Source organism: Planococcus sp. CPCC 101016, assembly GCF_007859295.1.
Classification (GTDB): domain Bacteria; phylum Bacillota; class Bacilli; order Bacillales_A; family Planococcaceae; genus Planococcus.
Genome location: NZ_VOHB01000002.1, coordinates 964,586 through 978,501, shown reverse-complemented (window position 1 = coordinate 978,501; position 13,916 = coordinate 964,586). Strand labels below are relative to the sequence as shown.

General features: G+C 46.4%; 12 protein-coding genes. 2 read left to right on the top strand and 10 right to left on the bottom strand.

All coding sequences use genetic code 11. From position 1 onward, the window contains the following. Positions 1 to 89: 89 nt before the first annotated feature. The 3 genes from FQV26_RS04510 to FQV26_RS04500 all read right to left on the bottom strand — a co-directional run bounded on the left by FQV26_RS04510 (position 90) and on the right by FQV26_RS04500 (position 3,171). A complete protein-coding gene (locus tag FQV26_RS04510; RefSeq protein ID WP_146556169.1) occupies positions 90 to 728 on the bottom strand; it encodes a nitroreductase family protein in 639 nt (212 codons plus the stop codon). A gap of 278 nt (positions 729 to 1,006) precedes the next feature. After that, positions 1,007 to 2,077, bottom strand: coding sequence for an S-layer homology domain-containing protein (locus FQV26_RS04505; RefSeq protein WP_146556168.1), 1,071 nt, complete (start codon positions 2,075 to 2,077; stop codon positions 1,007 to 1,009). Positions 2,078 to 2,109: 32 nt separating this feature from the next. Next, on the bottom strand, positions 2,110 to 3,171 hold the full coding sequence (locus tag FQV26_RS04500; protein ID WP_146556167.1) for an S-layer homology domain-containing protein: 1,062 nt from the start codon (positions 3,169 to 3,171) through the stop codon (positions 2,110 to 2,112). Positions 3,172 to 3,405: 234 nt separating this feature from the next. Between FQV26_RS04500 and FQV26_RS04495 the strand changes: the two genes are divergently transcribed. Next, positions 3,406 to 4,776 (top strand): LA2681 family HEPN domain-containing protein, encoded by a 1,371-nt coding sequence (locus tag FQV26_RS04495; protein ID WP_146556166.1) that lies wholly within the window; start codon positions 3,406 to 3,408, stop codon positions 4,774 to 4,776. 190 nt (positions 4,777 to 4,966) lie between these two features. On the opposite strand, the gene FQV26_RS04490 is transcribed toward FQV26_RS04495, so the two are convergent. The 5 genes from FQV26_RS04490 to FQV26_RS04475 all read right to left on the bottom strand — a co-directional run bounded on the left by FQV26_RS04490 (position 4,967) and on the right by FQV26_RS04475 (position 11,070). Next, complete coding sequence (locus FQV26_RS04490; protein WP_146556165.1) at positions 4,967 to 7,093, bottom strand: bifunctional diguanylate cyclase/phosphodiesterase; 2,127 nt, start codon at positions 7,091 to 7,093, stop codon at positions 4,967 to 4,969. A 380-nt stretch (positions 7,094 to 7,473) separates the two neighbouring features. Beyond that, positions 7,474 to 9,027 (bottom strand): S-layer homology domain-containing protein, encoded by a 1,554-nt coding sequence (locus FQV26_RS04485; protein ID WP_146556164.1) that lies wholly within the window; start codon positions 9,025 to 9,027, stop codon positions 7,474 to 7,476. Positions 9,028 to 9,053: 26 nt separating this feature from the next. Then, the gene (locus FQV26_RS18970; protein WP_261384261.1) at positions 9,054 to 9,188 is read right to left on the bottom strand and encodes a hypothetical protein; all 135 of its coding nucleotides are present in this window, start codon (positions 9,186 to 9,188) and stop codon (positions 9,054 to 9,056) included. Between the two features lie 244 nt (positions 9,189 to 9,432). Further along, entirely contained in the window at positions 9,433 to 9,999 is a 567-nt protein-coding gene (locus FQV26_RS04480; protein WP_146556163.1) for an NADPH-dependent FMN reductase, read from the bottom strand. A gap of 12 nt (positions 10,000 to 10,011) precedes the next feature. Further along, positions 10,012 to 11,070, bottom strand: a complete 1,059-nt coding sequence (locus FQV26_RS04475) for an LLM class flavin-dependent oxidoreductase (protein ID WP_146556162.1) — start codon at positions 11,068 to 11,070, stop codon at positions 10,012 to 10,014. Positions 11,071 to 11,191: 121 nt separating this feature from the next. Here FQV26_RS04475 and FQV26_RS04470 point away from each other — a divergent pair, with 121 nt between their 5' ends. Continuing rightward, the gene (locus FQV26_RS04470) at positions 11,192 to 11,542 is read left to right on the top strand and encodes a winged helix-turn-helix transcriptional regulator (protein ID WP_146556161.1); all 351 of its coding nucleotides are present in this window, start codon (positions 11,192 to 11,194) and stop codon (positions 11,540 to 11,542) included. A gap of 126 nt (positions 11,543 to 11,668) precedes the next feature. Here FQV26_RS04470 and FQV26_RS04465 read toward each other — a convergent pair whose 3' ends face one another. Both FQV26_RS04465 and FQV26_RS04460 read right to left on the bottom strand, forming a co-directional pair. Next, positions 11,669 to 12,289 (bottom strand): HAD family hydrolase, encoded by a 621-nt coding sequence (locus FQV26_RS04465; RefSeq protein ID WP_146556160.1) that lies wholly within the window; start codon positions 12,287 to 12,289, stop codon positions 11,669 to 11,671. 105 nt (positions 12,290 to 12,394) lie between these two features. Beyond that, positions 12,395 to 13,813 (bottom strand): alanine/glycine:cation symporter family protein, encoded by a 1,419-nt coding sequence (locus FQV26_RS04460; protein ID WP_146556159.1) that lies wholly within the window; start codon positions 13,811 to 13,813, stop codon positions 12,395 to 12,397. Between the last annotated feature and the right edge of the window lie 103 nt (positions 13,814 to 13,916).

Below are 13,916 nucleotides of genomic sequence, written 5' to 3'. Positions count from 1 at the left end.
TAGAGCCAATTTATAGCCATGCCCGCTATTCATTGACCAGTCAAATATAATACATAACTCCTGAATACTCAACTTAAGCCGGCTTTATCTCAGCTCCACGTTGTAATGGCATCGACAGGCAAACGGTACGATTGAAAGCCTTCATTCATCGCTTTGCCGATGGAAATGAGCATCACCGGAATATAGCGTTCTTTTTCCAAGCCGAAAGCTTCGGCAATCTGCTCTTTGTCATAACCGCCAATCGGGTTCGTGTCGTAGCCGTAAGCGCGAGCCACCAGCATCAGCTGCTTCGAGACCAAACCTGAATCAAGCAGGATGATATCCTTCATTTGTTCATCGGAGATTCCTTCGTACAAAGGTTTGAAATAATTCAGTTGGAATTCCTTCACTTCTTCAGGCATATAGCCATGTTCTACCGCTTTGCCGTAGATTTCTTCGGCATAGTCGAAGTTCTGGCGATCGCCGAAAACAGCGATGACTGCAGATGAGCTCATCACTTTGTCCTTGTTGAACGAGGCAAGTGGCGCCAGTTTTTCTTTTCCTTCGGCGCTGTCGATAACCAGAAAACGCCACGGCTGCATATTGATCGAAGACGGGGCTTTCGAAGCTTGAGCAAGAATTTCACTCATCTCTTCCCGGCTGATTTTAACCGTCGGATCGTACTGCTTAATAGAGCGGCGTCCGTTTACAATTTCGTTGAAATCATTTGTTTTCTGTATAGTTTGCATGGTGTAAGTACTCCTTTTTCATCTGTTAGTTTGTGATGATTAATTAGTTGATACATCAATGATTGATGACTCATATAATATAAACCCGTTTTAGGAAATATGCAACTCAGGTGAATTGTGTCTTATTGTGTGGGTGCCTGGCACCCACACAATAATTAACTCTATGACTGACTTATATAAAACAAAAACAGCCAGCTTCTTGCCGAAGCTGGCTGTTTTCTTTGAATTGTGCGGGTGCCAGGCACCCGCACAATTTAGGCACTCACATAATTCCACCTTTATTCCACACTCTTCAACTCTGAGTAAATCGTTCCATCTGCTTGAATCCATTTCACCACTGCATAACCTTCTACCATATAATACTTCCCGCCATCATCCGTGGTGATTTCCACGGCGTTGGTGAATGTCTTGTATTCGGTTTCGACCGTTTGATCGACGCCCGTGATGGTGTAGTACACCGGATCCGGATTATAGCCTGCGACAAAGGATTTGCCGACTTCGATCGGGTAAACGAGATGCGCATTTTGGAATGAATACGGATAGCCGATGGCGAATTCCTTATAGGTTTCGTATTCCTGCTCTGGGTATCGCTCTTCCCCGATTTGGGTTTCCCAGACAAATTGATCTTCTCCTCCGTCAGTTCCTGGAACTTTGACGTATCGGTCCACGCTTGTGCCTCTTTCGTGTCTCAAGTACGTGTAGGTTTTAGTTTTATCCCGTTTGTAGGAGTTGGCAATCGACGCTTTGTTTTTGAATTCCGGTTCCAACGCTCGCGCCAAAAACGCTGAGAATTGGCTGCGCGTCACTTCGAGCTTTGGACGGAATGTGCCGTCTGGGTAACCGATGGCAATGTTTGCTGCGAGCAACCGGCAGATGGCCTCGTAATAATAGGTGACGTACGGCACATCTTTGATGTCATGGAAGTAAATGAAATTCAAATCAAAGACCCGCTCGATAATCAAAGCCATGTCGCCACGGGAAACCGGTTCTTCCGGACGGTAAGTGCCGTTAAGGTAACCTTTGAGATAGCCGGCTTCAGCCGCTTCTGCAATATACCCGCTGGCGTAATGCCCGATCGGTACATCTTTGAATGGCGTCGTTTTTTGAGTTTTATCCAGCCCTTTAACACGGCCAATCATCACCGCAGCCTCAGCTCGGGTCACAATTTGATCTGGACGAATTTCGCCATCCGGATAACCGGTTACCACGCCTTTATCCATCAAATAAGTAATTTCTTCATAAAACGGATGGCTCTCGGGCAAATCCGTAGCGGCTTGTGCTGGTTTCGCTACCGAAAATACCAGAAATAAAGATAGTACAATCATCATAAATTTTAATGTTTTTTTCATGCCTACACTCCTTCACTCTCACACAATACCCATTATTCAACACTAATTAACTCACTTTCAACTATTCCTTGAGCATTTATTGATTTTATTGTAGAGAAGCCTTCTGCCATGTAGTACTTTAAGCCACTCTGCACCGTAACTTCTGTCGCATTTGTAAAAGTTTTATACTCTGTTTCAACCGTTTTATTGACGCCGGTGATCGTGTGAAGAATGGTTTCGTCACCTAATCCCGTATTGAAAGTCTTGCCGAGGCGAACCGGGTAAACAAGCGCGACATCGTACTCGGAATACGGATAGCCGAACGCAAAGAGCTGGTGATTTTCAAGCTCCAGGTATTCGTAGCTATCGCCATCCACTTCGACTGTCCACATAAATCCGTAGCTCAGTCCTCCGCGGTCCGGCACATCGACAAACCGGTGAACAGCGGTCGTCCCGTCAGACATTCGATACGTGTAAGCTTTGGTTTTGTCTTTTTGGTAAGAGTCTTCGATGACCGCATCATTTTTGAACCTCGGCTCCAAAGCCCGTGCCAAAAAGGCAGAATACTGGCCGCGCGTCACTTCCTGGCGCGGCCGGAACGTATTGTCCGGATAACCGATGGTGATGTTCGCCGCCAAGATCTTGCTGATGGCACCAGTGTAATACGCATTTTCTGGCACATCCGTAAATGAACTATTGAACGTGAAAGCCAGATTAAAGACCCGCTCCACAATCAAAGCCATGTCTCCGCGGATAATCGGGGCATTCGGACGGAAAGTGCCGTCCCCGTAGCCCTTGATATAGCCAGCTTCGGCAGCGGCCGCAACGAAGCCACTAGCATAATGGCCAGCCGGCACGTCACGAAACGGCGTTGCCCGCTTCGTACCATCCAGTCCCTTCAAGCGGGCAATCATCACAGCCGCTTCAGCCCGTGACACTGCTACATCCGGGCGGACCGTACCATCCGGGTAGCCGGTGACTACTCCTTTCTCCATCAAATACGTGATTTCCTCATAAAATAAATGGTCTTCCGGCAGATCAGGAGCTGCAGCGGCAACAGGCAGGACCAGGAACAAAGACAACAGCAGGACAAAAGGAACCATAAACTTCTTCACAATCGTCACTCCTCCACTCGTTTTGTTTCACTTCTTGCCCCCATTTTAACAGCTGAAAGTTAGTTTTACATCAGTTATTTACTAAATATTCAGAATATAATTCGTGTTGAATTGTGTGCGTGCCTGGCACCCACACAATTACCTAATCCCTAAAAATTCCGACAACAATGCGTGACCCTTTCCTTCCAGTTCGTTACAATAAAGAAAGAAGCAATTATTCAAGGAGGTTTACCCATGGCGACATTACACGACATTGCCCAATCCGATGATTACGGGCAATTTGATTTGAAGGAAGTATACCAGGCAGCACAATTGCTGCTGCAGGAATTTCAGAAGTCTCGGACTGAGCCGGAAAAACTCAGAGAAGTGATTGAACACTTGAAGAAGCGCTTGGAAGGACAGGCTGCCTATCCACTGGCAATTCTTTTAGAATGCAGCCAGCTGGGTGTTCAGCATCAACTGCAAAAAGAGTGGAACAGCCCGATGAAGCAGCGCCAGCTGTTTTTATTTGAAAGCCTTCACGCACAGTTCCGCGGCAAAGTGCCGCCGACTATATGGAATCAAATCTGCCTGAACTATGCAGAAGTCTTGATATATGTAGGACGCTCTCTTGACGGCCTGGACGTTTTGGAACAAATGACGGAAGCTGAAAAAGATCCGTCCTACGAACGCAAAGACGCTGAACGTGGCTGGGGACTGATTTTTTATTCCACGTTCCTGCGCGATAAAGACCAAAAAGCCGAAGCGCTTCACTTAGCCCGTGACCTAATCCGCGACGGCGTAGAAAAGATCAGCAACACCAACGGACGCGCTTTGTATGAAGACCGCCTGAAGCTGGCAGTGAAAATGCTCGAAGAAATCGGGCCAATCGACATCACAGGCGGCTACAAGCCAAACTTTTTCGAAGGCCGCGAACGCGATTACCGCGACTGGTGTGCCAAGCACCGCTTGTTGCTGAATGACAACAATGAAGTCGATCCGGAAGGAACGATGAAAGTTGATACTCTGAATTACCGCCACAAAGGCGACGATAAAGAACACGGTTTATTCCTCGAAACCTTCATGGACTCGATGGTCGCAGAATTTACGGCACTGCGCTGGAAACTCTTCGAAGCACTCGAGCAGGAACCAGGCACCGAACGCAACGAGCAACTGAAGACCGTTTACCGCCAGTCGTTCTCGCTGTTCACGAAAACCGCCCAGTTCGTCAGCCAGTATTACCAGCTCGACATGAAAGATCCGCGCGCCGGCATGCAGCGTATCTGGTTCGAAGACGAGCAGCCGAAAAATGCGCTCAAGCCGTTTATCCGCGACACCAAAAACGGTGCGCTGAAAGCTTTGTTCTGGCTGTCAAAAGAAATCTTCGGCTACGAGCAATCCCAGACGCAGAACATTGCCACTGTCCGCGCCTTGCTGCTGCGCGACCAGATGGAACGAAGCTTCGTGCAAGTCATCACCAAAAAAGAAGAAATCGCCCAAACCGGCGAACTGCGTAAGCACCAAATGACCCAAGTGGAACTCGAACGCATGGCTATGTCCAACACATTTAAAGCACGCAATGCGTTGATGTATTTAGGATTTGTGATTGCGTTGGAGAAGAAATAAAGAAAGTAGAAAAGACATCCCGTGGAAGTTGGAAAACTTCCACGGGATGTCTTTTATGTGCGGTTTTATTAGTTGGATTTTTTCAACCCGGATGTTCGTTGTTTCAACCCGGGTGTTCACCTTTCTAACCCGGGTGTTCGCTGTTTCAACCCGGGTGTTCACCTTTTCAACCGGAATCGTCCCCTAAATACTAAACTTTCCGCGCTCCTCTAACCAATTGATGCATTTCCGCCGGCAACGGACGACTGAAATAATACCCTTGTCCGCTATCGCAGTTTTCGCTTTTCAAAAAGGCCAATTGCGTGTCGTCTTCAATTCCTTCGGCGACCACGCTCATGTTTAATTTATGGGCCAGCGAAATGATGGTGGACGTGATGGCTTTGCGGTTGTAGTCCTTGCTGATGTCATTGATAAAACTGCGGTCGATTTTGACCCGGTCAAACGAAAACTGCCTCAAATAGCTGAGTGAGGTGTAACCCGTTCCGAAATCATCAATGGAAATGGACACTCCCAGTTTCTTTAAGTTACACAGGCTTTCCTGCAATGTCACGGTGTCTTCCAACAGAATGCTTTCCGTCACTTCGAGTTCCAGCCACTCCGCCGCAAGACCCGTATCTTCGAGCACTTCCTTGACCGCATCCACAAAATTAGGGTGTTGCAGCTGGATGGTCGAGATGTTTACACAAATTTTAAATGGCGGAATCCCTTGCTCCTGCCAAGCTTTGTTTTGGGAACAGGCTTTTTGCAGCACCCATTTGCCAATCGGCACAATCTGTCCGCTTTCTTCAGAAATCGGAATGAAATGATCTGGCGGGACGACTCCGAGTACGGGGTGATTCCAGCGGATCAGCGCTTCCATCCCATTGATTTCATTTGTTTTCAAATCATTGATCGGCTGGTAATGAAGGAATAATTCATTATTGGTGATGGCTTCTTTCAAATCTTTTTCGATGGTCAGCTTATAGACCGTCTTTTGATCCAGTTCTTCGGTGTAAACCGTGTAATTGTTTTTCCCTAGTTTCTTCGTATAGTACATCGCCGTATCCGCTTTTCGGATCAGGTGGTCGATGCTTTCCCCTTTCCCGCTGCTGAAAGCAATTCCGATGCTTGCAGACACTGCGATGGAATGGCCCATCACGTCGAATGGCTGTGCCAAAACCGTATTGAGCCGTTTAGCCAGCAACACCGCTTCTTCTTCGGTAGCGCTTGGCAATAAAATCGCAAACTCGTCTCCCGCAAATCTTCCGACTGTATCTGAAAACCGGATATTTTCCTTTAAGCGGTTCGAAACGATTTTCAAAAATTCGTCTCCCATGTGATGGCCCAAAGAGTCATTGATAAACTTAAAGCGGTCCAAATCCAAAAAGAGCACAGTTGGCCGGTTTTCTTGTTCTATCGAACGTCTTAATACTTGCGCCAACCGGTCTTCAAACAATTTGCGATTCGGCAATTTGGTCAGCGAGTCATAGAAAACCAGCTCTTCCATCAGTTTCCGATGTTCGATTTTCTCTGTAATGTCTTTGGCAATTCCGTAAACGCCTTTGATTTCTCCACCGGAATTCATGGCGAATTTGGTGATTTCAATATTTCTCCGTTGTCCATCTTTCCGGATAATGGAGATTTCATGGCTGTTCGAAATCCCTGTCGTTGCTTTCCCGAAATATTCGATAGCGATTTCCAAATCTTCAGGGGCAATAATAGGGGCAATAATAGGGGCAAACGACATGTTCACCAGCTCCTGTTTCTGAAAACCAGTCAGCTGCTCGCATCCTGGATTGGCATCGAGGAAATTTCCGTCTAAATCAAAACTGAAAATAGCATCCGGATTGTTGTGGAAAAGGGAACGCGACCGCTCTTCACTTTCCTTCAGCAATAAACTCGAAGTGACTTCTGCCGTCACATCAAATACCGTGCCATATAAAATCATCTTTCCCTCCACCATAAAATTGGTCGATTGGATTTCGATGTAAATCAATTCTCCGTCTTTTTTATACATTCTCACCTGGTATCGGCTGGTGGCTTCTTTGTTTGCCATTCTTTTTTGGATGTTCTGTTCCACCACCGGCAAATCTTCCGGATGAATCAATTCTTTGATCGTTACTTTTCCACTAATAAGTTCTTCTTCCGTGTATCCGCTCAATTCGCGGAAATGACGGTTCACGTATGAAAAGCCATCCCCTTTTAACACATACATGCTGACAGACGCATTTTGCACCATCACTTCAAACATTTGCTTATAGGAAATTTCTTCTTCTTGAAATTCTTCATTATTCAGAAGGCTTTTATCTTCAACATCCACGTTCTCTACCTTGCCCATTGCCTTTGCCTCCCGAGACTGCTCAACTAGTGATTTTTGTATCATTTTGATACTAGCATTGCCATTTATCATATCAAATAAAACTAATTTTATACAGATAATAGTTAAAAAAGTATTAAAATAGATGGTATTTACAGGAAATAAGTATTACATAGACTTCATTTTTTAAATTGATCTCTTGATATCTCACTTGGAGGTTTTCTTTTAGTAAACAAGCATCTCTTTTTCAACCCGGGTGTTCGTTGTTTCAACCCGGGTGTTTTCTGTTTCAACCCGGGTGTTCACCGTCTAAACCCGGGTGTTCACATCTCCAACCCGCATGCCCCCTTTTCCACGCACAAAAAAAACCAGCAGAAGAATCCCTCTGCCGGCCCGCCTATCTATTTCCCTACATCAATCGTCTCAATCCCCAAATAAGGATACGTAGACTTTCCAAACCTCACCGTCGTCAATGCGACCAACTCGTCTCTTTGCTTGTTGTAAAAGAGCTTGTTGATTTTTCCGTAGGTCACAAGCTGATCCTTGCTGATCAGAGAGGGATAATCATAGGTTTGAATCAAATTGGCATCAAATGAAGTATGCAGTTCGCCGGAACCGACATCCACCGCGAATGCAGTAAACGACCGGTCCAGTGTGCCCAAATACCTCATCGTGTTGGCGCTGAACATGCTGCCGTACCCATTCAGTATATATTTGCCGTCTGGCGTCAAACCGATGTCCGGCGTCATCGCGTAGTCCCCGTGGTACGGCGAACGGATTTCTAGCTGCAGCAGACCGCCCAAGATTGGAAACGTCGAGACGTTCCGCGGAGAAAGTGCCGTTGAAATGACCAGCAAGTTTTTCTGATCCGGCGTCAACGCGATGCGCGCCTCCATGTAAAGCGTTTGCTGAGACAAAATGGCACCGGTTTTCGAATCATAACTCGTAAGCTTGGTATGTTGATTGGAACCTCCGGAAATGAACACCTGTCCTTCATTATTGGCTTCGATGTCATACGGGTCCATTTCCAAATGCCACAGCTTCACCATTTCCAATGACTCGGCATCAAAAATGGCATATGCGCCTTCTTCTTTCCGGTCGCCGGTATGGTATTCGTGGTTCATTTTATGCTGCGTCACATAAACTTTGCCGTTGGCGTATGCGAGGCTTTCCGCCCTGTACGGCAATCCGGCGTTCGTCATTTCAGAGGTTTCGTAATTAAAGGACACCAGGCTGTTCGTCAGCCCGTCCAATATGTAGAACACCGGCTTTTCCGGATGCTGGACGACATCCAGCATTTCCACATCAATGATTTCATCCAAAAACGAATCAGGCATGCCAGGAGAAACGGGTTTGAATTCCGGCTTCAGAATTCGGGCTAAAAATCCGGCAAATTGTTCCCGGTTGATCGTTACTCCGGAACGGAACGTGCCGTCGGGGTAGCCGTTGGTGATGTGATGCGCTGCCAAAGCGGAGATATAGGGATAGGTCCATTGCTTTTCCGTCACATCTTTAAAGCCTGTCGGGTACATGCCGGCCAGTTCATAGGCAAGCGCCAGCACTTTCGACATTTCGCCGCGTGTCATATGCCCTTTCGGATCGAATTGCTGATTTCCTTTTCCTTCGATCAAGCCATAATAAGAGGCAGCGGCCACATCTTCATAGCCCATGTCGCCTTTTTTAATATCCCGAAAGCCCGGATCCGGAATCTTATCCATCTCCAGCCCCATTTCACGCATAATCATCATGACCGCCTGTACACGCAAAATGGGATCTTCCGGCCTGTAGGTTCCATCCGGATGACCATTGATGATTTTCCGGTCTGTCAGGTACTGAATTTCTTGCTTAAAATTTTTCACGTCTCCAAATACCGCAGCGGAAACCGGCGGTGCGGTCGGCAGCAACAAGCCGAATAGCAAAACTGCCATGCATAAAGCGCTGATCTTTCTAAGCATCTTTTCCCCTCCCTCTTCTAAATACTTCACCTTACGCGCAGCTTGCTGTTTACACCTACCTGTAAAAAGGCCAACCCCTCCCCGACAATCAACCAGAAAAGCAAAACACCGATGGCTGTGAGAATAAGCAAAATGGCCAGCAAGGTTATTTTTCGCATCACCTCATTTCTCCTTTTGCTCTACTTCTTTTTGACATATAAGAAGATAAGCTCATATTTGTAATTCAAATTCCAAATAAACAGTTCATTTAACCTAATTAATAATTTAAAATAAATCAATTATTTAATTTAACTAGATTTAAAGAACTACTTTCATCATAGATTAAGTTATCTAAATATTCAAATTAAAAAAGAGAGCAGCTAAACATTTAGCTGCTCTCTCATTCCATCATTCTATGCAATTCTCTTAAAAATCATATGCCGCTTCTTTTTCCTCGCGAATTTTCGCAAAGGTTTCCGTCAACACCACCGTGTCTTCTGCAAGACGTTCCAGGCGGAACAGCACATCGTGGTTGATGATTTCTTTCTGGTAGAAATCTTCTTCTACAATAAATACAAAGGTTTGCACCATCTGCGCCTTCATATAAGCCAAAATCGGCTTTAACTGGGTATCGGCGACCATATAATGTTTGGCGGACCCAGCTGTTACGAGCATGCTGACGACTTTGTCGCGGAAAGCATTGACCGGCAGCAAGTCAAAAATGTTCTTCAAACTGGCCGGTATCGACGCCTGGAAAATCGGTGTGCCAATGACGATAGCATCCGCTTCCATCAAAGTCTTTGTCACATAACCGGTGTCGCCTTCGTAGTCCAGGTAATTGCGGCCGTCGCTGAATTCCATCTTATAGTCAGCCAGATCCATCAAGGTCGTTTCCACTTCCGGGTACTTTTCTGCAATCACCTTAAGCGTTGCGTCAATGGCGATTCTTGTTTTGGAGCCGATTTGGGAACCGGATAAACCAACAATCTTCATTCCACTTCCTCCTCATTTTTTGGCTGTGTATTTTTTGATTGCCGGCAAAATTTCCGTGCCGATCAATTCCAAGTTTTTCTTGATGTTGTCCATCGGCATGCCGCCAAAGTCGATCTGGGCAATGTAGCGCTGGTGGTTGAATACTTCATGCTGATACAGGATTTTCTCAATGATCTGCTGCGGGCTGCCGATGTTCATGATGTTATGCGGGTCCACGCCTTGCGCGAAAAGCTGCTTCGGAAATCCGCCGCCATTGGTTTTCTTCATACCTTCATTAATGTGAGGGTATAATTCCTTTAATGCCTGCTGGGAATTTTCTGCTGCGTAGAAAAAGCCTGCGGTTGCGATCGGCAGTTCGTCCGGATTATGCCCGCCTGCTCTTGCGGCTTCCCGGTAGCTGTCCACTGTGCGTTTGAATTGCGACGCAGCACCGCCTAGATGAGCCATGAACATTGGCACACCTGCGTATCCCGCTTTCATCGCACTGGCTGGCGTACCGCCCACTGCGCGCCAAATCGGCATCGAGCCATTGACCGGACGCGGAAGAACCTGCGCATCGCGCAGCGGCGCACGGAACTCGCCGCTCCAGTTGACGATTTCGTTTTCATTGATCAACCGAAGAAGATCGAATTTCTCTTCAAATAACTCTTCGTAATTGCGGAGATTGTACCCAAGCAACTCATACAATCCAATACGTGAAGCACGTCCTGCGACAATTTCTGCGCGTCCATCGGAAATCAAATCAAGCGTCGCAAAGTTCTCGTAAACGCGAACCGGATCTGAAGTGCTGATGATGGTCGAAGAACTGGCGATCTTGATTTTTGAAGTCGCCTGCGCAATGGCCGAAAGTACGACGGCATGCGCTTGCGTCGCAAAATATTCCTGATGGCTTTCGCCTACACTAAAAAAGTCAACGCCTGCTTGTTCAGCAAGCACGGCATACTCAATAATCTCATGAATCCGTTCTTTTACAGAGATTCGTTCTCCGGTAGCGGGATTCGGGAGGTGATCTCCCAGCGTATAGATCCCAAATTCGATCCCGTTGTCCGGGTTGATGCGGTATTTTTCCATCAGTGGATCCACCTTTCTATTCTTGCCTCTCGTATCAGTATAAGCAATAAAGCATTTATTGATAAGTACGCACTTCAAAGTGGTATAGTATACAAAAAGATACCAAGGGGGGGGAATGAGCTTGGAAAAGAAACCAGAAAACTGCCAAGTAGACGATGCATTGGGCATCATTGTCGGTAAATGGAAGCCCGTCATCCTTTTATACCTGTTGCAGGAAGGCACGAAACGCTTCAGCGAATTGAAACGGCAAATGCCCGGCATCACACAAAAAATGCTGACCAAGCAATTGCGCGAACTGGAAGACGAAGACATCATCCAACGCGAAGTCTATGCCCAAGTCCCGCCGAAAGTCGAGTATTCCATGACCGAATATGGCCGGAGCCTCGAGCCGGTCCTTGAGGCCATGCACGAATGGGGCGCCAAGCATACAGCGCGGAAAGTCATCAAGCAAGACCAAGTTAAAAGTTCTTAATGAATTGAATTGGTGCAAACGCCGAACATAAAAAATGCCACATCAAAAACCTTTCGGGTTTCTAGATGTGGCATTTATTGTGCCTATGCTTCATTAATAGAAAACCATTCCTGGGTATTTGACCTGCTACTTAACAAACAACTCCAAGAGATCCTCAAGCTTGTCGATCGAATGATCATATCCGCTAACTTCCCCGAAACCATAAGCGGCGTAAACAAAAGGAACTCCTGCCGATTTCGCAGCTTTGTGATCCCCTTCTGTATCCCCCACGTATACGGGGTTTTTCAAACCATTTCGCTCCATCACCAGTTGGATGTTTTCGCCTTTAGTCAGCCCCGTTCTTCCCGGATTTTCGAAATCACGGAAATGCTTATCCAACTCATGGTAGGCATAAAAGCTTTCGATATAGCCTTCCTGGCAATTGCTGACGATAAACAATTGATAGTGCTTTTCCAACTCTTTTAATACCGTCTCTAATTCTTCAAACAACTGCCCGCCTTGAACCCGCAGCTGTTTGCACTCAGCTGTAGAAAACTGACGCAACAAGTCCTGCTGTTGGTCACTGGACAACTCCGGAAACAAAGTTTGCCCGATTTCTTGCTGCTGCAGCCCCATTACGCTTTTGACATCGTCTTTTGTCAATTCACGTTGCACGTCGTTTTCCTTTAATACCTGATTCCAAGCCTCGACAAGAACTTCCCGAGAATCCCAAAGCGTTCCATCCAAATCAAAAATAATGCTATCCATCGATTCACCTGACCCTTTCCAAACTTTGTGACTAGCTATCTTCTATTATGGATGAAAAACGAGGAGCATTCAAAGAAATTGTGTGGGTGCCTGGCACCCACACAATTAAGAATCATAACCCGCTCTCGCTGCTTTTTTCTCTTTGTTTCTTCTTTTCTCTTTTTGATCTTTTTTATAATACCGATCCGACGTGAAAAACTCTGTGGTCAATGCTTTCACTTTCTTGCTTAACAGCAGGATGGCGATGACGTTCGGAATGAGGATGGCCGCCAACATGATGTCGAGGAATCCCCAGATCACTTCTGCTGCACCTACCGCGCCTAAAATGACGGCAAGGATGTAAACCACTTGCATGCCATAAGACGCTTTCATGCCGAACAGGAACTCAGCCTGCTTGGCGCCGTAGAAAATAACGACAAGGATCGTTGAGAGAACAAAGAAAATCAATGAGACGGTAACGAGAATAGCGCCGAGTTCGCCGAAATAAGATTCAAAGGCAAGGCTCGTCAACGCCGAGGAATTTTCCATCGCGCCTTCTCCCGTCCAAACACCTGAAGATAAAATGACAAAAGCCGTTGCCGTACAGACGATCAAGGTATCGACGACCACACCAATGACTGCCCAGAATCCTTGACGAACAGGATGGTCAGTCATGGCAGCTGCATGTGCAATCGGTGCCGTACCGAGTCCAGCCTCGTTTGAATAAAGGCCACGGGCAAATCCCCAACGAATGACTTCCACAATGGCTGCACCTGCAAAACCGCCCATAACCGGGGCAGGAGAAAATGCGTTGTTAAAAATCAGCATAAAGAATTCAGGAACTGCACTAATATTCATGAATAGAATCAACAAGGCCCCGCCGACATAAACCAATGCCATAAACGGAACTAAAATTTCAGTGACTTTGCCGATTCGCTTGATGCCACCGAATACAACAATTGAGACAAGAACGGCAGTCGCAATCCCCGTCCACAATGAAGGAATTTGGAAGGTCGATTCTACCGTATTGGCGATGGAATTCCCTTGAACCATGATGCTTGGAATCAATTCAATCATCAAGGCGAACGAAAACCAAATGCCCAGCCACTTCATGTTCAAACCTTTCGTCATGTAATACATGGGCCCACCAACAAACTCCCCAGTGGCGTTTTTCTCACGGTACTCGACAGCAAGTACGCTTTCAGCAAATTTGAGCGCCATGCCAATCAACGCAATCACCCACATCCAAAAAATAGCTCCCGGTCCACCGAACATGATCGCTGCTGGAACACCGACAATATTGGCTGCTCCGATGGTAGAAGAAAGAGCAGACGTCAACGCCTGAAAAGGCGTAACGGTTCCCTCTCCTTTCGGCTTTTTAAAGACGCTGCCGAACGTTTGTCCAACGATGTAACCAAAATAACGGAATTGAAAAAATCCAAGTTTAACTGTCATATAAAGACCCGATATCAACAGCATGGCGATGAGCGGAATTCCCCATAACCATGCTGAAAAATCAGCAATCCCCTGTAAAAAACGTTCCAACTGCTTTCCCCCTAAGTTATTTCAAGATATGAAATATTTCCCCAGCCAGAACCGTTTTAAACAGAAATCAGGAAAATTTATTAGAAAATCTCAGTAACAAAAG

Bases quoted from the DNA above. Each gene is read 5' to 3' on its own strand.
- FQV26_RS04495 (WP_146556166.1), top strand. From the start codon at position 3,406: ATGGCGACATTACACGACATTGCCCAATCCGATGATTACGGGCAATTT.
- FQV26_RS04490 (WP_146556165.1), bottom strand. From the start codon at position 7,093: ATGGGCAAGGTAGAGAACGTGGATGTTGAAGATAAAAGCCTTCTGAAT.
- FQV26_RS04505 (WP_146556168.1), bottom strand. From the start codon at position 2,077: ATGAAAAAAACATTAAAATTTATGATGATTGTACTATCTTTATTTCTG.
- FQV26_RS04465 (WP_146556160.1), bottom strand. From the start codon at position 12,289: ATGGATAGCATTATTTTTGATTTGGATGGAACGCTTTGGGATTCTCGG.
- FQV26_RS04510 (WP_146556169.1), bottom strand. From the start codon at position 728: ATGCAAACTATACAGAAAACAAATGATTTCAACGAAATTGTAAACGGA.
- FQV26_RS04485 (WP_146556164.1), bottom strand. From the start codon at position 9,027: ATGCTTAGAAAGATCAGCGCTTTATGCATGGCAGTTTTGCTATTCGGC.
- FQV26_RS04480 (WP_146556163.1), bottom strand. From the start codon at position 9,999: ATGAAGATTGTTGGTTTATCCGGTTCCCAAATCGGCTCCAAAACAAGA.
- FQV26_RS04475 (WP_146556162.1), bottom strand. From the start codon at position 11,070: ATGGAAAAATACCGCATCAACCCGGACAACGGGATCGAATTTGGGATC.